This is a genomic window from Actinosynnema sp. NPDC004786 (assembly GCF_053601135.1).
The window spans coordinates 42699-62947 of record NZ_JBSGBG010000018.1 but is presented as its reverse complement, the minus strand read 5'-3'; the positions used below and the strand labels follow the sequence as shown (position 1 = coordinate 62947).

The following is a 20249-nucleotide window of genomic DNA, read 5'->3' as shown; positions in this document are numbered from 1 at the left end:
GCGCGTGCGGTTCCCCGGCGAGGCGGGCTCAGTCGTGCGGGAAGCGGGCCACCCACCGCTTCTGCCACGGCGTCTCCACCGCACGCCGGTGGTAGTGGGCCCGCGTCCACGCCACGGCCTCCGTGGACGGGACGCCCGCCAGCACGGCCAGGCAGGCGACCACCGTGCCGGTCCGCCCGATGCCGCCGCCGCACGCCACCTCGACCCGCTCCCCGGACCCGGCCCGCGCGTGCAGGTCGCGGATCAGCGCCACGGCCCGCTCCGTCGACGCGGGCAGCCGGAAGTCCGGCCACTCCAACCACTCGTGGGGCCACGGCGGGGCGTCCGGGCGGGCCATCACCTTCTGCCGCATCTTCGGCGAACCGAGGTACAGCGCGTAGTCCGGGACGCCGTCCGGGGTCGGGTTGCGCAGCCCCCGGCCGCGCACCCGGGAACCGTCGGGCAGTTCGATCGCACCGGGGAGTGTCATCGCCACATCATCGCGCCCGCGGTCGGGAGGCGTTCGGTTGGGCCGTCCGGCCGAATCTCGGTCGAACGCCTGCCGGCGCGGTCGGGTGGACGACAATCGGGACGTCCGACGACGTGGAGGGGAACCAGATGGCCGACATCGTGGTGAGGCCCGCGAGGGAAGACGAGTGGGCGGCGGCGGGCGCGGTCACGGTGGCCGCCTACCGGGCCGACCGGCACATCGACAGCCACACCGGCGGGTACGCCGACACGCTGGTCGATGCGCGCACCCGTGCCCGCGAGGCGGAACTGCTGGTGGCGGTGGACGTCGCGGACACCGTGCTCGGCACCGTCACGGTGGTCCGCCCCGGCACCCCGTACGCCGAGGTCAGCCGGGACGGCGAGGTCGAGTTCCGGATGCTCGCGGTGAGCCCGACCGCGCGCGGCCGCGGGGTGGGGGAGGCGCTGGTGCGCGCGGTGATCGCGCGGGCCCGCGAACTCGGCGCGCGGCGGCTGGTGATGAGCAGCTCCGAGCACATGACCACGGCGCACCGGCTCTACCGGCGGCTGGGCTTCCAGCGGCGGCCCGACCGCGACTGGCAGCCGGTGCCGGGCGTGGACGTGACCGCGCTCGGGTTCAGCCTCGAACTCGCATGATCTCGTCGCGCAGCGCGTGGTCGCGGGCGGCCCGGTCGTAGAGCAGCTCCACCAGCTCGGCGTGGTCCAGTTCGGCGAGGCGGGCGCGCAGCTCCTCGTCCTCCGCGTCCGGCGGCGGCACGGTCAGGCCGCGGTCCAGCAGCACCAGGCCGACCGCGACGCAATGCTTGCAGAAGAACCCCTGCGACCCGTACGGGCAGGTGCACGCGCCGGCCAGCCGGGTGTCCTCCCACCTCAGCGCGACCCGATACTCGGCCGCGCCCACCACGACGCCGTCCACGTGCCGCGAGCGCACGGCCAGCTCGACCACGGAGTCCCGGTAGGTCAACCCGCGCCAGTACGACTTCGCGCCCGCGTGGTGGCGCAGCAGGGCTGGGGTCAGCGTCGGCATGGCGGTATCCAACACCTTGTGGTTCGGTGGGTTCCGTGCTCCAGGCTTGTCTGAACGGCGCCCGTGAGCCGGGCAGCCACCCTAGTCTGCCGATCACCCCGCAACAGCTGGCGGCCGACGCCGCGGCGTGCGCCGAGCTGGGCGTGACGTCGTTCCACCTGCACCCGCGGGACGTGGTGGGCCTGGAGGTGCTGGCCGGTCCGGAGGTCGCGACCGCGGTGTCCGTGGTGCGGGCGGCGGCGCCGGGGGCGGAGCTGGGGGTGACGACCGCCGCGTGGATCGTGCCGGACCCGGTGCGGCGGGCGGAGCTGGTGCGCGGGTGGGCCGGGCTGGCCGCCGGGCGTCCCGACTTCGCGTCGGTCAACGTGCACGAGGACGGGTGGCGGGACGTCGCGGCCGCGTTGGGCGAGGCGGGCATCGGCATCGAGCTGGGCGTGTTCCACGAGGAGGCGGCGCGGGCGCTGCTGGCGGCGGGCGTGCCGGCGGGAACCGTCCGGGTGCTGGCCGAGGTGCAGCCGGGGGAGACCGTGGCGCACGCGGAGCGGCTGGTCGACCTGCTGGGGCCGCTGGGCGTGCCGATCCTGCTGCACGGCGAGGACGACAGCGCGTGGCCGGTGCTGGACTACGCGTCGGCGCGCGGCCTCGACACCCGCATCGGGTTGGAGGACACGCTCGCGCTGCGTGACGGGAGGGTGGCGGCCGGGAACGCGCAGTTGGTCCGGCTGGCCCGCTGACCGGGCGAAAAGCGCTGTTAGCGGGGGCGTCCGGCGTGGTTTCGTGGCGCCATGGTGCCCACAGACCGGCTCATCGCCTTCGCGGCCATGTCGTTCCTGCTGATCGTGATCCCCGGACCGAGCGTCCTGTTCGTGGTGGGGCGGGCGCTGGCGCAGGGCCGCCGGGCCGCGTTGATCACCGTGCTGGGGAACACCCTCGGCGCGTACGCGCTGGTCGTGGCCGTGGCGTTCGGGGTCGGGGCGGTCGTGGAGCGGTCGGCGGTGGTGTTCACCGCGTTGAAGCTCGTCGGCGCGGTGTACCTGGTGTACCTGGGGGTGAAGGCGTGGCGGCAGCGCGGGGCGCTGCACGCGTCGTTCGCCGAGGGCGGTCCGGCGCGGGGCGGTCTGCGCACGCTGTGGGAGGGGTTCGCGGTGGGCGTGGCGAACCCGAAGACGATCGTGTTCTTCGCCGCCGTGCTGCCGCAGTTCGTGGACCGGGCGCAGGGGCACGTGGCGGCCCAGATGCTGCTGCTCGGCCTGGTGTTCAACGTCATCGCGCTGGCGTCCGACAGCGTGTGGGGCCTGGTCGCCGCGACGGCCCGCACCTGGTTCGCCCGCTCACCCCGCCGCCTGTCCGCCGTGGGCGGCGCGGGCGGCCTGACCATGATCGGCCTGGGCGTCACCATCGCCACCACGGGCCGCCACCCCTGACCCGCGCGTGTCCTACGTCCGCGTCACGCGTGTCCTACGTTCGGAACACCCGAGTTGAACGCTCAGAACAAAATCGACCGTCCCGAGCGTTCAACTCGGGGTACGCGAACGTAGGACACTCGCGTTCCGAACGTAGGACACTCGCGTTCTGGACGTAGGACACGCGGGTTAGTCGGGGAGGACGACGGAGACGATTCCGGCCAGGTGGGCCAGGCGGGCGACCTCGGCGGCGCGGAACATCGGGCCGCCCGGACGGCCCACCAGCAGGACCCGGTCCGGCTTGCCCAACGGGGTCGCGGCCAGTTCGGTGCCCAGTTGCCGCCACGTCTCGGGCACCCAGTCGTCCTCGCCGTCCAGCACGGTGGCACGGGCCAGCGGCAGCCACGGCGGGGTCGCGAGCCTGGTCTCGGGCGCGGCCGACGACGAGGTCAGCCGGTGCACGGCACTGCCGTCCCACGACACCACCACCGCCCACCCGGCCCGGATGATCTTCGGCACGCCCTCGGTGAACACGGCCAGCCCGGTCGACGGCTCCTCCGCGACCTCCTCCACCAGCTCCAGCTCGCGGTGGGTGTCCAGCACGCCCGCGTACGGCCGCACCGCGTCCACCTCGACGCCCTCGATGGACTCCGCGGCCGTGATCAACACGTCCGGCAGCCGCCCGGAGGGCAGCTCGACCACCAGGTCGTCGATGGCCAGGCCGGACCCGCGCTCCACCACGTCCACGCTGAGGATGTCGGCCCCGATCTCGCCGAGCGCGGAGGCGACCGCGCCCAGGGTGCCGGGACGGTCCGGGAGCTGGACCCGGATCAGGAAGGACACGGTGCACGCCTCCAAACGGCTGTGGTGGAGCATCGACGTGGAAACTCGCCGGTCGATGATTCTCGCAGACGCAGCTTCGCTTTCCGACCCACCAGTCGCGTTGCGCGCGGGTAAAATCGCGCCCCTGCGCGCGCGGGCGCGGGTAACCCGCTCGGAGCCCCGCCTGACCAGCCAATAGACTCGGCAGGTCCAAAATCCGACATCCGACCCACGGGGGTTGACGAGGTGCCCAGCATCTCCCGCGACGAGGTCGCGCACCTGGCCCGCCTGGCGAGGCTCGCCGTCACCGACGACGAGCTGGACCTGTTCGCCGGCCAGTTGGACGTGATCCTCCAGTCGGTGGCCACGGTGGGCGACATCGCCACCGCGGACATCCCGCCCACTTCGCACGCCGTTCCGCTGACCAACGTGTTCCGCGAGGACGTGGTCCGTCCCAGCCTCGGTCAGCAGCAGGCGCTCGCGGGCGCCCCCGCCGCCGAGGAAGGCCGCTTCCGCGTCCCCCGGATCCTGGGGGAGGAAGCATGACCGCCGACGTTATCTTCCGCGCGGAGGCGGAATCATGACCAGTCTGATCCGCAGCACCGCCGCCGAGCTGGCGGCCAAGATCGCGAGCCGCGAGGTCTCCGCGGTGGAGGTCGCGCAGGCCCACCTCGACCGGATCGCCGAGGTCGACGGCACGATCAACGCGTTCCTGCACGTCGATGCCGAGGGCGCGCTCGCCGCCGCCCGCAAGGTCGACGAGGACATCGCCGCCGGCGCGCCCGTCGGCCCGCTGGCCGGCGTGCCGGTCGGGCTGAAGGACGTGCTCACCACCGAGGGCGTGCCGACCACGGTCGGCTCGAAGATCCTCGAGGGCTGGGTGCCCCCCTACGACGCCACGGTGACCCGCCGGCTCAAGGAAGCCGGCCTGGTGATCCTGGGCAAGACCAACATGGACGAGTTCGCGATGGGCTCCTCCACCGAGAACTCCGCCTACGGCCCGACCCGCAACCCGTGGGACACCGACCGCATCCCCGGCGGCTCGGGCGGCGGGTCGGCGGCGGCGCTGGCCGCGTTCGAGGCCCCGCTGACGATCGGCACGGACACCGGCGGCTCGATCCGCCAGCCCGGCGCGGTCACCGCCACGGTCGGCGTGAAGCCCACCTACGGCGGCGTCTCCCGGTACGGGCTGGTGGCGTTCTCGTCGTCGCTGGACCAGGCCGGACCGTGCGCCCGCACGGTGCTGGACGCCGCGCTGCTGCACGAGGTCATCGCGGGCCACGACCCGATGGACTCCACCTCCATCAACGCCCCCGTGCCGCCGGTGGTCGCGGCGGCCCGCGAGGGCGCGAACGGCGACCTGTCCGGCGTGCGCGTCGGCGTGGTCGCGCAGTTCGCCGGCGAGGGCTACCAGCCGGGCGTGGTGCGCAGCTTCGAGGCCGCCGTGGCGCAGCTCAAGCAGCTCGGCGCGGAGGTCGTCGAGGTGTCGTGCCCGAGCTTCGACTACGCGCTGCCCGCGTACTACCTGATCGCGCCCAGCGAGGCGTCGTCCAACCTGGCCCGGTTCGACGCGATGCGCTACGGCATCCGGGTGGGCGACGACGGCACGCGCAGCGCCGAGGAGGTCATGTCGCTGACCCGCGAGGCCGGGTTCGGCCCCGAGGTGAAGCGCCGCATCATGATCGGCACGTACGCGCTGTCGTCGGGCTACTACGACGCCTACTACGGCTCGGCGCAGAAGGTGCGCACGCTCATCAGCCGCGACTTCGACGCCGCGTTCGCCACCGTGGACGTGCTGGTCTCGCCGACCACGCCGACGACCGCGTTCCGGATCGGCGAGCGCACGAACGACCCCATCGCCATGTACCAGGCGGACCTGTGCACGATCCCGGCGAACCTGGCCGGCAACGCCGCCATGAGCGTCCCCAGCGGACTGTCCGACGAGGACGGCCTGCCGGTGGGCCTGCAGATCATGGCCCCCGCGTTGCAGGACCACCGCATGTACCGGGTGGCGGCGGCCTACGAGGCGGCGCGCGACGCGGCCCTGGGCGCGCCGGTGCTCAGCGGCGTGCCGCAGTTGGCGGGTGCGCGATGAAGAAGGCTCGGACGCTCCTCGCGCTGGTCGGGGCCGCGGGCGCGGCCACCAGCGCGTTCTCCACGCTGAAGTCGGCCCGCGGCAAGAACGACAAGCTCGCGCTGGCGAACGCGGCGGCGAGCATCCTGGTGGCGATCACCGGCGCGGCGCTGGCCGTGCGGGGTCTGCGGAAGGACGGGAAGGCATGACGTCGGTGGACGAGCTGATGGACTACGCCGAGGTCATCGAGCGCTTCGACCCGGTGCTGGGCCTGGAGGTGCACGTCGAGCTGCACACCAGGACCAAGATGTTCTGCGGCTGCGCGAACGTCTTCGGCGGCGAGCCGAACACGCAGGTCTGCCCGACCTGCCTCGGCCTGCCCGGCGCGCTGCCCGCGGTCAACGGCAAGGCGGTGGAGTCGGCGATCCGGATCGGGTTGGCGCTCAACTGCGAGATCGCGGAGTGGTGCCGGTTCGCCCGGAAGAACTACTTCTACCCGGACATGCCGAAGAACTTCCAGACCTCGCAGTACGACGAGCCGATCGCGTTCAACGGCCACCTCGACGTGACGCTGGACGACGGCTCGCTGTTCCGGGTCGAGATCGAGCGCGCGCACATGGAGGAGGACACCGGCAAGTCGCTGCACGTGGGCGGCGCGACCGGGCGCATCCACGGCGCGGAGCACTCGCTGCTCGACTACAACCGCGCCGGCGTGCCGCTGATCGAGATCGTGACCAAGCCGATCACCGGCACCGGCGAGCGCGCGCCCGAGGTGGCGCGGGCGTACGTGACGGCGTTGCGCGACCTGCTGAAGGCGCTCGACGTGTCGGACGTGCGGATGGACCAGGGCTCGCTGCGGTGCGACGCGAACGTGTCGCTGATGCCCAAGGGCGCGACCGAGTTCGGCACCCGCACCGAGACGAAGAACGTGAACTCGCTGCGCAGCGTCGAGCGGGCGGTGCGGTTCGAGATGACCCGCCAGGCGGCGCTGCTGGCCGCGGGCGGGAAGGTCACCCAGGAGACGCGCCACTTCGACGAGTCGTCCGGCAGCACGTCGTCGGGTCGCACGAAGGAGACCGCGGAGGACTACCGGTACTTCCCGGAGCCGGACCTGGTGCCCGTCGCGCCGTCGCGCGAGTGGGTGGAGGAGCTGCGCGGGACGCTGCCGGAGCTGCCGTGGGAGCGCCGCAAGCGGGTGCAGCAGGAGTGGTCGCTGACCGACGCCGAGCTGCGCGACCTGGTCAACGCGGGCGCGGTGGACCTGGTGGCGGCCACGGTCGACGCGGGCGCGACGCCCGCCGAGGCCCGGTCGTGGTGGGCGGCCTACCTGACCAAGGAGGCCAACAACCGGGGCGTGGAGCTGGCCGAGCTGAACATCACGCCGGCGCAGATCGCGCGGGTGATCGCGCTGGTGAACGCCGGCGAGCTGACGAACAAGCTGGCCCGCGAGGTGGTCAGCGTGGTGCTGGAGACCGGCGAGGAGCCCGAGGCGGTGGTCGAGGCGCGCGGCCTGAAGGTCGTGTCCGACGACTCCGTGCTGGAGCGGGCCGTGGACGAGGCGTTGGCGGCGCAGCCGGACGTGGCGGCGAAGATCCGCGACGGCAAGGTGGCCGCGGCGGGTGCGATCGTCGGCGCGGTGATGAAGGCGACGAAGGGCCAGGCGGACGCGAAGCGCGTGCGCGAGCTGGTCATCGCCCGCTGCTCGTAGGGCTGTCGGGAACGGCGGTGGGGCGGGGCTGCGACGCGGTCCCGCCCCACCGCCGTTCCGCGTCCGGACGGGGTCATTCCAGGTCGCGCGGGTTGCGCGGGGTCGCCCTATTGCGGACCCCTCGATGCCTGCACTCTGTTAACACGTTCGTCCATTCGAGTGGTAACGACTTCCGAAGTGGTGCTCCCATGCTGGTCAGCGAGGGCCAAGATCGAGCCGTTCGTCGCTCTCGGTAAATTTCCCCCTCTCAGATGCGTCCATCTGTGTAAGGCTTGAGCCCGTTCGGCAGGTCGGGGGGCCGCCGAACCCACCCGAAGCTCAGCCGCAGAGGATGCCCCGTTCAGGGGTCCCGTTGTAGGGGAGGCAACGCCATGTCCCGAACCGACCCGAAGCTGGTCGCGGAGATCGACGCCATCGAGGACCGCCTCGCCGACGAGGCGCCCGTCGCGGAGCCCGGTGAGGTCGTGCCGATCGAGGTCCTGCCCGACGACGCCGTGCCCGGCGAGGTCGCGCCCGGTGACGTCGTGCCGATCGAGGTCGGGCCCGGCGAGGTCGTCCCGATCGAGGTCGTGCCGGGCGACGGCGAGCCGGGCGACGGCGGCGTCGTCGAGCCCACCGGCGGTCCGTACAAGCCGACGGGCGACCCGGTGGACGAGCCGCTGGTGCGGCCCATGGGAGGCCCGTACAAGCCCACGAGCGAGCCGACGGCCGACCCGCTGGTGCGGCCGATGGGTGGTCCGTACAAGCCGACCGGCGACCCGGAGCCCGAGCCCAACGGCGGCCCGTACAAGCCGACCACCGACGAGCCGGCGGCCGTCGCGCAGGCCCAGTGACCCGGCGCCGACGAGGGCGCTGAAGTGATCGTGGATGCCGCCGGCCACGGGCCGGCGGCATCCCCTTGTTCCCTGTGATCTCATATGAGCGTGCCTGCGAAAAACCCTGGTCGCGGACGTCGCGGCGCCCCCGGACCGGGGCAGGCGGTCAGCCTGGCCCGGCAACTGCACCGCAGCGCGCTGGAGGCGGCCACGGCGGACCGGCACCCGTCCGCCATCCGGCAGATGCGCGAGGGCCTCGCGCTGCTGGAGACCCCGGGCATCGACCCGCAGGAACGGCTGGAGGTCCGCACCCGGCTGCGCAACACGCTGGCGTTCTGCCTCGCCGAGACCGGCAAGGTCGACGACGGCCTGACCCAGCTCGCGGGCGTCGACTCCGAGCTGGCCGGGCTGCGCGACGAGGCGTTGCGGGCGCACCTGTCCACGCTGGTGAACCTCAACCGGGCCGCCCTGCTGTGCCGGGTGGGCCGCATCGACGAGGGCATCGCCCAGCTCGACCGGGAGATCGAGCGCAGCGAGCGGCGGCTCGCCGCGCACGCCGACCCCGAGTCCGTCGACCTGCTCGCGCTCGCGCTGTCCAACCGCGGCAACGCGCACGGCGAGGTGCACCGGCACGACAAGGCCGTCCGCGACCTCAACCGCGCGGTCGAGCTGGCCGACGCGCACGACCTGCCGCTGCGCGCCGCGATCGCCAAGCACGCGCTGGGCAACGCGGTGCAGCGCGCGGGCGACATCCCGTCCGCGCTGCGGCACTACCACGAGGCCAACCGGGCGTTCCAGGAGCTGGAGCCGGGCCTGCTGCTGCGGCTGCGCATCGACCAGGCCGAGGCGATGATCAGCGTCGGCCTGGCCGACGAGGCGGGCCGGCTGCTGGACGAGGTGCTGCCGGACCTGCGTCGCCAGCGCATCGGGCAGGACGTGGCCGAGGCGGAGCTGTTCCGCGCCGCGGCGGCGTTGCAGGACGGCGACCTGGTGCTGGCCCGGCGGACCGCGGTCTCGGCGCAGCGCAAGCTCGTGCGGCGCGGCAGCCCGGCGTGGGCGGCGGTCGCGGGGCTGATCGCGCTGCGGGTGGACGTGGCCCGCGTGCGCGGGTCGCGGCGGACGGGCGGGGCGGTGGTGCGCCGGGCGCTGGAGCTGTCCGCCGAGCTGTCCGCGCTCAAGCTCGCCGACCAGTCCGTGTTCGCGCGGGTGCTGGCGGCCCGGCTGGAGATCCGGCGCGGCGACCCGGACCGCGGCGCGGAGCTGCTGCGCGGCGTGCCGAAGTCGCGCCGCCGGATCGCGCCGATCGACCACCGGATGCTGCTGCGGCTGTGCCGCGCGGAGCTGGCGCTGGCCCGCGGCAACGAGCGGGTGGCGTTGGCGCAGGCCAAGGCGGGCCTCGCGGAGCTGGGCCGGATGCGGGACCGGCTGGGCGGGCTGGAACTGGTGTCGGGCACCGCCGTGCACGGCCGTGAGCTGGGCGAACTCGCCGTGCGGCTGGTGCTGCGCGGCCGCGACTCGACGGCCAACGCCAAGCGCCTGTTCACCTGGCTGGAGCGCACCAGGGCCCAGCTCTACCGGTACGACCCGGCCGAGTCCACTGTGGACACGGAGCTGGGCGAGCGGATCGCCGACGTGCGTCGGCTCAGCCGCGCCCTGCTGCGCGCCCGCCTGGACGGGCTGCCGACCGCCGAGCTGGAGGAGCGGCTGCGGGCGAGCCAGCGCGCCGCCACCCGGATGGGCTGGAGCGCGAGCCCCTGGGGCACGCCGCGCCCGGTCGTCCGGCCGGAGGAGGTGCTGGCCCGGCTGGACGGGCGGGCGATGGTGAGCTTCGCGGTGTCCGGCGACGAGGTGGTGGCCGTGGTCCTGGCCGGCGACAGGGTGCGCATGGTGCGCCTCGGGTCGGCCGCCGCCGTCACCGAGGGCGCGCGCCGCCTGCACGCCGACCTGAACGCGATCGCCCCCGACCACCTGCCGGCGGGGCTCGCGCAGGTGATCTCCGCGTCGGCCCGCCGCGAGGCGGAGAAGCTGGACCGGCAGCTCCTGCGCCCGCTCGCGCCGATGATCGGCGACCGGGAGCTGGTCGTGGTGCCGACCGGCGCGCTGTACGTGGTGCCGTGGGGCGTGCTGCCGACGTGCGCGCAGCGGCCGACGACCGCCGTGCCGTCGGCGACCGCGTGGGTGTCGGCGACCCGCGAGGCGCGGGAGCCCGCCGAGGGCGTGCTGCTGGTGCGGGGACCGGGGTTGCAGGCCGCGCAGGCCGAGATCGACCGGCTCGCCGGCTACCACGCCGACGCGAAGCTGCTCAACGTCGCCGAGGCCAGGGTCGGCGCGGTGCTGGAGGCGTTGGACGGCGTCGAGCTGGCGCACATCGCCGCGCACGGCGAGCACGAGCCGGAGAACGCGCTGTTCTCCCGGCTGGAGCTGGTGGACGGCGCGCTGTTCGCGCACGAGGTCGGCCGGGTGCGCCGGCCGCCGCGGCAGGTCGTGCTGGCCGCGTGCGAGCTGGCGCTGAACCGGGTGCGGCCCGGCGACGAGCCGCTGGGGTTCGCGGGCGCGCTGCTGGCCGCCGGCGCGCGGACGGTGATCGCCGCGTCCAGCCGGGTGGGTGACGAGCCCGCGGCGGCGGCCATGGCCGACTTCCACCGCATCCTGGCGGCCGGCGCGTCACCGGCGGTGGCGCTGGCCGAGGCGGTCGCGGTCGACCCGATGCGTCGCCCGTTCGTGTGCCTGGGTTCGGGATGACCCCGCCTACCAGCCGTTCGACCGGTTGACCGGGATCGCGCGGACCCACTACCCAGGGTGGAGGAGTTCCTTCGGCGATCAACCCCAGGGGGTCCGGTGCGCTGGTTCTCGCTCACGGTGCTGTTGCTGGCCACGATGACGACCCCGGCGACCGCCGCGCCGGCCGCCGGGCGGTCCCACGAACCGGGCAACGGCCCGGAGCGCAACCAGGTCGCCGCCGTCGACGCGCTGCCGCTCGCCGCCACCGCGCGCGGCGACAACCGGCCCGACGCGCACACCGGCTACCCGCGCCGCACGCGGCTGCGCGTCTACCCCGAGGACCGGTCCGACCGGTCGATCAAGCTCGGGCTCGCGCCGTACCACTCGCTCGCCCCTCGCCTGAACGAGCTGCAACGCCGCAGCGACCGGGTGTCGGTCGAGGTCGTCGGCCGCTCGTCCGCCGGCCGGGACCTCTACCTGGTCACGCTGACCGCGCCGGAGAGCCCCGCGCAGAGCCGGCGGCAGGACGCGTGGCGCGAGGAGATCGAGAACGACCCCGCGTCGGCCGCCCGCGACCTCTTCCTCCGCGGCGGCTACAAGGCCCCGGTCTGGATCAACGCCAACATCCACGGCGACGAGTGGGAGGGCACGGACGGCGCGCTGCGGGTGATCGAGGACCTCGCGCTGGCCGGCGACGACGCCACGCGCGAGTTCCTGAGCCGCCACCGGGTGCACGTGAACCTGACCGCGAACCCGGACGGCCGGGTGGCCGGCACCCGGGCCAACGCGCGCGGCTTCGACCTCAACCGCGACTTCGTCACCTCCTCGCAGCCCGAGTCGCGGGCCATGCGGGACGTGGTCAAGCGCCTCCAGCCGCTGCTCGTGCTCGACGAGCACGGGTACGTGGCCAACACGCTGATCGAGCCGACCACCCCGCCGCACGGCCAGAACTACGACTTCGACCTCTACCTGCGGCACGGCTACGCGAACGCGCTGCGCATGGAGGCCGCCGTGCAGGCGCTGGGCCACCTCGAGACGGCCGCGCCGGAGATCCCGTTCCGGGACTACGAGCCGGGCGTGTGGGACGGCTGGGCCCCGATCTACACCGCCCAGTACTCGATGTACCACGGCGCGGTGGCCTACACGATCGAGATCCCCCTGCGGGTGAACCGGGGCGAGTACACGACGCAGCCGGTGACCGAGCTGCGGCGGCGTTCGGCGGTCAACACGGACGTGGTCGAGGCGACGATCCGCAGCGCCCTGGCGTACGTGGCGGAGAACCGCGCATCGCTGCTGGCGAACCAGATCGAGCTGTTCCGCCGGGGCCTGGCGGGCGAGCCGCTGCGCGAGCTGCCGGACGGCTTCGTGCCCGGCTTCGGCCCCGAGGACCGCTACACCACGCGGTTCCCGAGCGCGTACGTCATCCCGGCGGGGGACGGGCAGCGGTCCGCCCCCGCGGCGGCGCGCCTGGTCGACCACCTGGTCGCGCACGACGTCCGGGTGAAGCGGGCCGACCGGCCCTTCACGCTGGGCGACCGGTCCTACCCGGCCGGGTCGTACGTGGTGGACCTGCGCCAGCCCAAGCGGGCGTTGGCGAACGTGATGCTGGAGGCCGGCCGGGACCTCTCCGACGCGGTCGACGTCATGTACGACATCAGCGGCTGGAGCCACCGGCTGCTGTGGGGCGCCTCGGTCGACGTGGTGCCCGACGGCCCGGTGGACGTGCGCGGGCGCGACGTGGTCGCGGCCTCGCCCACGGGCGGGGTGCGGGCTCCGGCGGGCGCCGACCTGGCGCTGGCGCTCCTCGACGGCAAGGACGCGGCGGCGGTGAACGACCTGCTCGGGCGCGGGCTGGAGCTGCGCCGGCAGGACGACGGCACGATCGTGGCGCCGGCGGCGGCGCGACCGGCGGTCGAGGAGGTGGCGGACCGGTACGGCGTGCGGTTCACCGCGGCCCGGCCCGGCGGCGCGCCGTTGCGGCGGCCCGTGGTGGCCGGCGCGGTGGCGGCCGACGAGCTGAAGGCGCTGCGCGAGATGGGCTTCGACGTGCGGCCCGTGTCGACGGAGGCGCTCGACCGCGGGTTCGACCTGTCCGGCGTCGACGTGCTGCTCGTGTCGTCCGGGCTGCGGTACGACCTGCTCGGCGCGCCGGCCAGGGCCGCCGTGGACGCGTTCCTCACCCGCGGCGGCGTGGTGACCCGCGGCGCGACCGGCGCGCGGTTCAACGCCGAGGCGGGCGTGCTGCCGGTGCGGGCGGTCGCGGGCCGCGAGGACGCCAACGGGGTCGTCTCGGTCGTGGACGCGGCGGGCGCGGTCGACCACTCGTTCGTGTACGCGCCGCACTGGTTCACCGACCTCGGCCCGGGGGTGGCCGCCCGGCAGCGGTACCAGGACCTGGTCGCCGGGCACTGGGCCGCGCGGCCCGACGGGTCCGGCGGGCGGCAGGAGGCGGCCGGTCAGGCGGCGGTCGTGGCGGGCACGTCGCCGAAGGGCGCGCGAGCCGTGCTGTTCGGCACCGAACCGCTGTTCCGCGACCACCCGAAGGGCCTGTACCGGCAGGTCGCGGACGCCATCTACGGCACCGCGGCCGGCCCGTGACGGGTCAGTCCTTGCTGCCGACCTCGTTGCCCTGCCGCACGACGATCACCACGCGGTCGTCGCTGGACACCGGCGTGCCGCCCGGGGCCTTGTTCACCGTGCCGACCAGGGCGGTCGTGTCGTCCAGCATCACCATCGGGCCGAGCCGGCCGAAGCCCTCGGACCCGTCCAGGCTGACCTCCGGCTTGCCGGAGAAGCTGCCGTCCGGGTTCATCGACAGGTTGAGCATGCCGGGGCTGTTGGCGGTGGCCACCGACACCATGTTCGAGAACGACGCGCAGCCGCCGACCCCCGGCCGCTCGGGCCACGACCACGCCGGGTCGCCCAGCGGCTTGCCCGCCTCCAGGCGGTACAGCAGGTCCGCGGTCGCGCCCGCGTCGGTCACCCACGCCTTCGCGCCGTCGCCGGACACGCACAGCCCGCCCGGCGACCGGAGCCCGCTCGCCACCACCCGCGAGCCCGCGGTCGGGTTGCCGCGCGCCGGCTGGCCCGCGCCGTCGATCCGCAGCACCTTGCCGGCCAGCGAGTTCGGGTCGGCCGCCGCCGCGGGGTTGCCCGCGTCGCCGGTCGCCACCAGCAGCGCGCCGGTGCGGTCGTGCGCGAGCGCGCCCCGGTTGCCGCTCGGCCCCTTCGGGATGCCGGTGAGCACCGGTTTCGGCACGTCACCGGGCGCGAGCCGCATCACCCGGTTGTCGGTCGCCGTGGTCACGTACACGTAGACGAGCTGGTCCTCGGCGTAGGTGGGGGACAGCGCGAGGCCGGTGAGCCCGCCGTCGCCCGCCGCGTCGACCTCGAACCGCGCCACCTCGGCCGGGTCCACGTCCTTGGTCACCCTGAGCAGCCGCCCGGTGGTGCGCTCGGTCGCCAGCGCGGTCACCGCGCCGGTGGTCTGGTTGACGTCGGTCAACGCCACCCCGGAGATCGGGGCCAGGCACGTGCCGACCACGGCGGGGTTGAAGTCCTTGCAGCCCTGGGGCGGTGGCACGGACGCGGGCGGCTGGCCGGGCTGCTGGCCCTGCGCGGGCCCCTTGGGCAGCTCGCCCGGCAGCTCGGGCACCGGCCCGGCCTGCGGCGTCAACTGCTGGGCCGCGCTCCACCCGGCCGGCGACGGCTGCTCGGGGAAGCTCGCGCAGCCCGCGGCCAGCAGGCCGAGGGCGGACCCGATCAGCACTCCACGCAGTCGTGACACGCGCTCCAGGTTAGGCGCGCGGCCGTGAACGCGGGGTGAGCGGCCCTTCCACGTCCTCGTGCACGGCGCGGCGCACCGCCTCGGCCCGGTCCAGCAGCAGTTCCAGCTCGTCCACCACCACCCGCGGGTCCTCCAGCGGCAGGAAGTGCGTGTTCGGCAGCACCCGCACCCGCGCCTGCGGCAACGCCGCCACCGCGCCGAGCACCCCGTCGGTGGCGGCCAGCGGGTCGTACCGGCCCGCCAGCACCGTTGTGGGGCAGGTCACGCCGGCCAGGTCGAGCCGGGGCGTGCGGCCCAGGGCCAGGGCCAGGGTGAAGTACCAGCGCCAGTCGTGCTGGAGGTACCGGCGCACCGACCGCACCAGCGGCCCGCCGACGTCCGGCACCGGCACGCGGTGCAGCACGGCGTCCAGCAGCGGCCCCGCCGCCTTCAACGCCGTCGCCCCGCCCACCCCGATCAGCCGCCGCACCGCCGGCGGCACGCCCGGCACGCCCAGCACGCCCGCGAACGTGTCGCCGGGCGCGCCCGCGACCAGCATCAGCCCGCTGACCCGGTCGGGGTGCCGCAGCGCCAGCGCCGCCGCCACCGTCACGCCCATCGACCAGCCCATCACCACGCACCGCTCGATGCCGCCGTCGTCCAGCACGGCCAGCGCGTCCGCGACGTGGTCGGCCAGCTCGATGCGGCCGGGGTCGGCGGGGCGGTCGGAGTCCAGCGTGCCGCGGTGGTACCAGCTGTGCACCCGCGCGCACGGCAGCTCCGGCCACACCGAGGGCACCGCGCCGAGCCCGGGGCTGAGCAGCACGTCCGGCCCTTCCGCGTCGGTGCGCCACAACCTGATCCGCGTGCCGTCCGCGGAGAAGACGTCGTGCTCCCGCATGGCGGCCAGTGTGCCGTAACGTGCGGTCCCGTGAGCCTTACCGTGCTGGTCCCCGACGACCTGGGTGTCCGCGTGCTGTCCGACGTGGAGGGTGTGCGACCGGTCCGCTACGAGCCGGGGCAGCCGCTGCCCGCCGAGGCCGCGCGGGCCGAGGTGCTGGTGCCCAAGTTCCTGCTGGGCGACGACCCTCGGGAGGTGTTCGCCCGGCTGCCGTCGCTGAAGCTGGTGCAGCTGCTGTCGGCGGGTGCTGAGCGGTTCATCGGGATCGTGCCCGAAGGGGTGATGCTGTCGACGTGCCGCGGCGCGCACGGCGGCAGCACGGCCGAGTGGGCGATCGGCGCGCTGCTCGCGATCTACCGCGACTTCCCGGTGTTCGAGCGGGCCAGGCAGGAGCGGCGCTGGGACTACCACGTCACCGACACGCTGCAGGGCAAGAAGGTGCTCGTGGTGGGCGCGGGCGACCTGGGCGAGCAGTTCCGCCGCCGGCTGGAGCCGTTCGACGCGACCGCGACCCTGGTCGGCCGCACCGCGCGCCCCGGTGTGCACGGCGTGGCGGAGCTGCCCGAGCTGCTGGGCGACTTCGACGCGGTGCTGGTCGTCGTGCCGCTGACCGAGGAGACCACCGGGATGGTGGACGCCGAGTTCCTCTCGCGCATGAAGGACGGCGCGATCCTGGTCAACGCGGCCCGGGGCGCGGTGGTGGACACCGACGCGCTGCTGGCCGAGCTGACGTCGGGGCGGCTGCGCGCGGCGCTGGACGTGACCGACCCCGAGCCGCTGCCGCCGGACCATCCACTGTGGACGGCTCCGGGCCTGTTCCTCACGCCGCACGTGGCCGGCAGCTGCACGGGCCACGCCGAGCGGGCGTACGCCGTGGTGGCCGCCGAGGTCGCCCGGTTCGCGCGCGGTGAGCTGCCGGCGAACCTGGTCAAGGGCGAGTATTAGCCCGTTCGGGTGAGCCGACGCCGCGAAACGGACGCTCGCGGACGTCGGCCGAACCTCCTAACGTGCGGGTGCGTGGCTACTCACGACGACCGCTCGAGGGCTTCGGGCGGCTACTCCGACGACGGGTACTACTCGACGAGTGGCGTGGGCGGAGGAGTGCACCACTTCGACGACGGCACGCGGGCGATCGACGGCGACGCGTTCGGCCAGGACACCAAGAGCTTCGACACCACCGGCTACACGCCGGTGGCGGACTTCGAACGGCCCTCCCACCACGACGACTTCGAGGACGAGCGCAGGCCGTTCGGCTGGACCGGGAGCGCCGACCTCGGCCTGCTGGTGCTGCGCCTCGCGCTGGGCGGCGCGTTCGTCGCGCACGGCCTGCAGAAGGTGTTCGGCCTGTTCGGCGGGCCCGGCATCGACGGCTTCACCCGGTACCTGGAGTCCGCCGGCTTCCGCGAGGCGCGGATCCTGGCCTGGGTCACCGGCGTGACCGAGCTGGGCGGCGGCGCGCTGCTGGTCCTCGGCCTGTTCACGCCCCTGGCGGCGGCCGGCGTGCTCGGCGTGATGGCCAACGTCATCGCGCTCAAGTACCGGGGCGGCTTCTTCGCGCCGGACGGCGTGGAACTGGAGGTGGCGTACGCGGCCATGGCGTTCGCGGCGCTGTTCGCGGGCCCCGGCCGGGCCGCCCTCGACCGCAACCGCAGCTGGTTCCGCCACCCGCTCACGGCGGGCCTCATCTGCCTGGTGCTCGCGGCGGGCGCGACCGCGGCGACCCTGTACGTCTTCCGCTGACCCCCGGTGCTCCGCCGCGACGGCCGCCGCAGGCGCGGTGAACCAGCGGGTCTCGGCCCGCGGCGATGCTCTCCGCAGGCGAGGACCGGCCGAACGGACGCCGCCGGCCGGTCCTCCGCGATCCGCTACTTGGTGACGTCCCGCACCGCGCCCGTGGACGCGTCGGTCGCCATCCGGGCGTAGGCGCGCAGCGCCGCGGTCACCGGCCGCTGCCGCTCGACCGGCTGCCAGGGCCGCTCCGACGCCTCCATCTTCGCCCGCCGCTCGGCCAGCACCTCGTCGTCCACCAGCAGCTCCAGCCGCCGCTCGTGCACGTCGATGAGGATCCGGTCGCCGTCCTGGACCAGGCCGATCACGCCGCCGCCCGCCGCCTCCGGCGAGACGTGGCCGATCGACAGGCCCGACGTGCCGCCGGAGAACCGGCCGTCGGTGATCAGCGCGCACTTGCGGCCCAGGCCCGCGCCCTTGAGGAACGCGGTCGGGTGCAGCATCTCCTGCATGCCGGGACCGCCCGCGGGGCCCTCGTAGCGGACCACGAGGACGTCGCCCGGCTGGATCTCCTTCTTCAGGATCGCCGAGACGGCCTCCTCCTGGGACTCCACCACCCGGGCCGGGCCCTCGAAGTGCCACAGCTCCTCGTCGATGCCCGCCGCCTTGATGACCGCGCCGCGCTCGGCCAGGTTGCCGTGCAGCACGGCCAGGCCGCCGTCCTTGGTGTAGGCGTGCTCGACGTCCCGGATGCAGCCGCCCACCGCGTCCGTGTCCAGCTTCGACCACCGGTTCGACGTGGAGAACGCCTCGGTGGTGCGCACACCGCCCGGCGCGGCGTGGAACAGCTCGATCGCCCGCTGCGACGGCGACTCGGCGCGGATGTCCCACTCGCCGAGCCACGAGGCGACGTCCGGGCTGTGCACGGTGTGCACGTCCTCGTTGAGCAGCCCGGCCCGCCACAGCTCGCCCAGCAGCGCCGGGATGCCGCCCGCCCGGTGGACGTCCTCCATGTGGTAGTCCGAGTTCGGCGACACCTTCGACAGGCACGGCACCCGCCTGCTCAGCGCGTCGATGTCGGCCAGCGTGAAGTCGACCTCGCCCTCCTGCGCGGCGGCGAGGATGTGCAGCACCGTGTTCGTGGAGCCGCCCATCGCCATGTCCAGCGCCATGGCGTTCTCGAACGCCTTGCGGTTGGCGATCGAGCGCGGCAGCACCGACTCGTCGTCCTGCTCGTAGTACCGCTTGCACAGGTCCACGATCGTCCGGCCGGCCTCGGCGAACAGCTCGCGGCGCGCGGAGTGCGTGGCCAGCGTGGAGCCGTTGCCCGGCAGCGCCAGGCCCAGCGCCTCGGTGAGGCAGTTCATCGAGTTCGCGGTGAACATGCCCGAGCACGACCCGCAGGTCGGGCACGCCGACCGCTCGACCTCGGCCAGCCCGGCGTCGTCCACGTCCGGCGAGGCCGACGCGGAGATGGCCGTGATCAGGTCGGTCGGCGCGACGGCGACGCCGTCCACCACGACCGCCTTGCCCGCCTCCATCGGCCCGCCGGAGACGAACACGACCGGGATGTTGAGCCGCATCGCCGCGTTGAGCATGCCGGGCGTGATCTTGTCGCAGTTGGATATGCACACGATCGCGTCGGCCTGGTGCGCGTTGACCATGTACTCGACCGAGTCGGCGATGATCTCCCGCGACGGCAGCGAGTACAGCATCCCGCTGTGCCCCATCGCGATGCCGTCGTCCACCGCGATCGTGTGGAACTCGCGCGGCACGCCGCCCGCCTCGCGGATCGCCTCGGCCACGATGTCCCCGAGGTCGCGCAGGTGCACGTGCCCCGGCACGAACTGCGTGTACGAGTTGGCGATGGCCACGATGGGCTTGCCGAAGTCGCCGTCGGTCATGCCGGTCGCGCGCCAGAGCGCGCGGGCCCCCGCGGCGTTGCGGCCGTGGGTGGTGGTGCGGGAACGGAGCGGTGGCACGGCTCCTCCAGAAGTCTCTGCCAGGGAATTCGCGAACGACGCGCGCGGGGTGTGGGGGCGCGGGAGGTGGGAGCGGTGCCTCAGAGGTTACTCCGCCGCAGCGCGCCGGTGACCAGCACGGCGGCGAGCGCGAGCGTGATGACGTGCACGGCCGTGCACCAGGGGCAGATCTTCCCGATCAGCAGGAACTCGGCGGCGACCAGGTACACCACGAACAGCACGCCGAGGCCGATCGCCATCAGCCGGGTCCAGTGCAGGGTCTCGTTCCGCCAGGCGAACGGCAGGCAGATGACGGTCAGGAACGCGTAGAACGCCAGGCCGAGGACCGCCACCGGCACGCCGAACAGCTCGGACTGGGGGCTGGTGGTGACCGTGCCGCAGTCGAGCACCTCGCCCTCGGCGCACAGCAGCGCGCCCGCGGTGTAGTGCGCGACCGTGAGGTAGGCCGAGACGGCCAGGCCCGCGACGGCCAGCACCAGGCTGACGACCGGCACCCAGCCGGCGGTCCGCGTGTTCGAACTCACTCCCCGGACTCTACGGAGGTCGGCGTTGCGTCCCGGTCAGGCCCGGGACGGGTCGGTTCCCCCGGCCTCGCCCTTCCCGGCGTTCCCGGCATTCCGGGCGGCGTCGGTCCCGGCTTCCCCGGTCCCGGGCTTCGTCCCGTCGCGCTCCGCGGCGTCGGCCTCCGCGGTCCCGCGCTTCGCGGTGTCGTGCTCGGCGGTGTCGTGCTCGGGGGTGTCGTGCTCGGGGGTGTCGTGCTCGGGGGTGTCGTGCTCGGGGGTGTCGTGCTCGGGGGTGTCGTGCTCGGGGGTGTCGTGCTCGGGGGTGTCGTGC

19 protein-coding genes and 1 pseudogene are annotated in these 20249 nt (G+C 74.2%); 12 read left to right on the top strand and 8 right to left on the bottom strand.

The window, feature by feature from the left end; genetic code table 11:
- Positions 1-28 precede the first annotated feature (28 nt).
- On the bottom strand, positions 29-469 hold the full coding sequence (locus ACWEFJ_RS18285; RefSeq protein ID WP_449714423.1) for a protein-tyrosine phosphatase family protein: 441 nt from the start codon (positions 467-469) through the stop codon (positions 29-31).
- 128 nt (positions 470-597) lie between these two features.
- On the opposite strand from ACWEFJ_RS18285, the gene ACWEFJ_RS18280 reads away from it, so the two are divergent.
- Positions 598-1104, top strand: coding sequence for a GNAT family N-acetyltransferase (locus tag ACWEFJ_RS18280; RefSeq protein WP_378085418.1), 507 nt, complete (start codon positions 598-600; stop codon positions 1102-1104).
- On the opposite strand, the gene ACWEFJ_RS18275 is transcribed toward ACWEFJ_RS18280, so the two are convergent.
- On the bottom strand, positions 1085-1495 hold the full coding sequence (locus tag ACWEFJ_RS18275; protein ID WP_378085416.1) for an SWIM zinc finger family protein: 411 nt from the start codon (positions 1493-1495) through the stop codon (positions 1085-1087). The two genes, ACWEFJ_RS18280 and ACWEFJ_RS18275, sit on opposite strands and share 20 nt — an antisense overlap.
- A gap of 26 nt (positions 1496-1521) precedes the next feature.
- Between ACWEFJ_RS18275 and ACWEFJ_RS18270 the strand changes: the two genes are divergently transcribed.
- Positions 1522-2229: a 3-keto-5-aminohexanoate cleavage protein gene (locus ACWEFJ_RS18270; RefSeq protein WP_449714422.1), complete on the top strand. Its 708-nt coding sequence runs from the start codon at positions 1522-1524 to the stop codon at positions 2227-2229.
- A gap of 51 nt (positions 2230-2280) precedes the next feature.
- A complete protein-coding gene (locus ACWEFJ_RS18265; RefSeq protein WP_449714421.1) occupies positions 2281-2919 on the top strand; it encodes a LysE family translocator in 639 nt (212 codons plus the stop codon).
- Positions 2920-3087: 168 nt separating this feature from the next.
- Here ACWEFJ_RS18265 and ACWEFJ_RS18260 read toward each other — a convergent pair whose 3' ends face one another.
- Positions 3088-3741: an ACT domain-containing protein gene (locus tag ACWEFJ_RS18260; RefSeq protein WP_378098182.1), complete on the bottom strand. Its 654-nt coding sequence runs from the start codon at positions 3739-3741 to the stop codon at positions 3088-3090.
- A gap of 225 nt (positions 3742-3966) precedes the next feature.
- Here ACWEFJ_RS18260 and gatC point away from each other — a divergent pair, with 225 nt between their 5' ends.
- The 7 genes from gatC (at position 3967) to ACWEFJ_RS18225 (ending at position 13636) form a co-directional block, all read left to right on the top strand.
- Positions 3967-4266: an Asp-tRNA(Asn)/Glu-tRNA(Gln) amidotransferase subunit GatC gene (gene gatC / locus ACWEFJ_RS18255; protein WP_015804727.1), complete on the top strand. Its 300-nt coding sequence runs from the start codon at positions 3967-3969 to the stop codon at positions 4264-4266.
- A gap of 34 nt (positions 4267-4300) precedes the next feature.
- Positions 4301-5815, top strand: coding sequence for an Asp-tRNA(Asn)/Glu-tRNA(Gln) amidotransferase subunit GatA (gatA, locus tag ACWEFJ_RS18250; protein WP_378098187.1), 1515 nt, complete (start codon positions 4301-4303; stop codon positions 5813-5815).
- Positions 5812-6003: a hypothetical protein gene (locus tag ACWEFJ_RS18245; protein ID WP_378098190.1), complete on the top strand. Its 192-nt coding sequence runs from the start codon at positions 5812-5814 to the stop codon at positions 6001-6003. Before gatA ends, ACWEFJ_RS18245 begins: the two co-directional genes overlap by 4 nt.
- On the top strand, positions 6000-7502 hold the full coding sequence (gene gatB / locus ACWEFJ_RS18240) for an Asp-tRNA(Asn)/Glu-tRNA(Gln) amidotransferase subunit GatB (RefSeq protein ID WP_378098193.1): 1503 nt from the start codon (positions 6000-6002) through the stop codon (positions 7500-7502). The genes ACWEFJ_RS18245 and gatB overlap by 4 nt, the downstream gene beginning before the upstream one ends.
- A gap of 371 nt (positions 7503-7873) precedes the next feature.
- Entirely contained in the window at positions 7874-8335 is a 462-nt protein-coding gene (locus tag ACWEFJ_RS18235) for a hypothetical protein (RefSeq protein WP_378098506.1), read from the top strand.
- A 90-nt stretch (positions 8336-8425) separates the two neighbouring features.
- Entirely contained in the window at positions 8426-11059 is a 2634-nt protein-coding gene (locus ACWEFJ_RS18230) for a CHAT domain-containing protein (protein ID WP_449714420.1), read from the top strand.
- 96 nt (positions 11060-11155) lie between these two features.
- The gene (locus ACWEFJ_RS18225; RefSeq protein ID WP_449714419.1) at positions 11156-13636 is read left to right on the top strand and encodes a M14 family zinc carboxypeptidase; all 2481 of its coding nucleotides are present in this window, start codon (positions 11156-11158) and stop codon (positions 13634-13636) included.
- Positions 13637-13640: 4 nt separating this feature from the next.
- Here the strand turns inward: ACWEFJ_RS18225 and ACWEFJ_RS18220 are convergent, their stop codons facing one another.
- Positions 13641-14825, bottom strand: a complete 1185-nt coding sequence (locus ACWEFJ_RS18220) for a PQQ-dependent sugar dehydrogenase (protein WP_378091243.1) — start codon at positions 14823-14825, stop codon at positions 13641-13643.
- A 10-nt stretch (positions 14826-14835) separates the two neighbouring features.
- Positions 14836-15705 carry an alpha/beta fold hydrolase gene (locus tag ACWEFJ_RS18215; RefSeq protein WP_378091245.1) on the bottom strand — a complete coding sequence of 290 codons (870 nt, stop codon included), beginning with the start codon at positions 15703-15705 and terminating at the stop codon, positions 14836-14838.
- Positions 15706-15735: 30 nt separating this feature from the next.
- Here ACWEFJ_RS18215 and ACWEFJ_RS18210 point away from each other — a divergent pair, with 30 nt between their 5' ends.
- The gene (locus ACWEFJ_RS18210; RefSeq protein ID WP_449714418.1) at positions 15736-16650 is read left to right on the top strand and encodes a 2-hydroxyacid dehydrogenase; all 915 of its coding nucleotides are present in this window, start codon (positions 15736-15738) and stop codon (positions 16648-16650) included.
- Between the two features lie 72 nt (positions 16651-16722).
- Positions 16723-17445: a DoxX family protein gene (locus tag ACWEFJ_RS18205; RefSeq protein WP_378091249.1), complete on the top strand. Its 723-nt coding sequence runs from the start codon at positions 16723-16725 to the stop codon at positions 17443-17445.
- Between the two features lie 125 nt (positions 17446-17570).
- Here ACWEFJ_RS18205 and ilvD read toward each other — a convergent pair whose 3' ends face one another.
- The 3 genes and pseudogenes from ilvD to ACWEFJ_RS18190 form a co-directional block, all read right to left on the bottom strand.
- Positions 17571-19415, bottom strand: coding sequence for a dihydroxy-acid dehydratase (gene ilvD / locus ACWEFJ_RS18200; protein ID WP_449714417.1), 1845 nt, complete (start codon positions 19413-19415; stop codon positions 17571-17573).
- Between the two features lie 80 nt (positions 19416-19495).
- Positions 19496-19939 carry a vitamin K epoxide reductase family protein gene (locus tag ACWEFJ_RS18195; protein ID WP_378091253.1) on the bottom strand — a complete coding sequence of 148 codons (444 nt, stop codon included), beginning with the start codon at positions 19937-19939 and terminating at the stop codon, positions 19496-19498.
- Positions 19940-19975: 36 nt separating this feature from the next.
- Positions 19976-20249: pseudogene (locus ACWEFJ_RS18190) on the bottom strand (hypothetical protein); the annotation flags it as partial.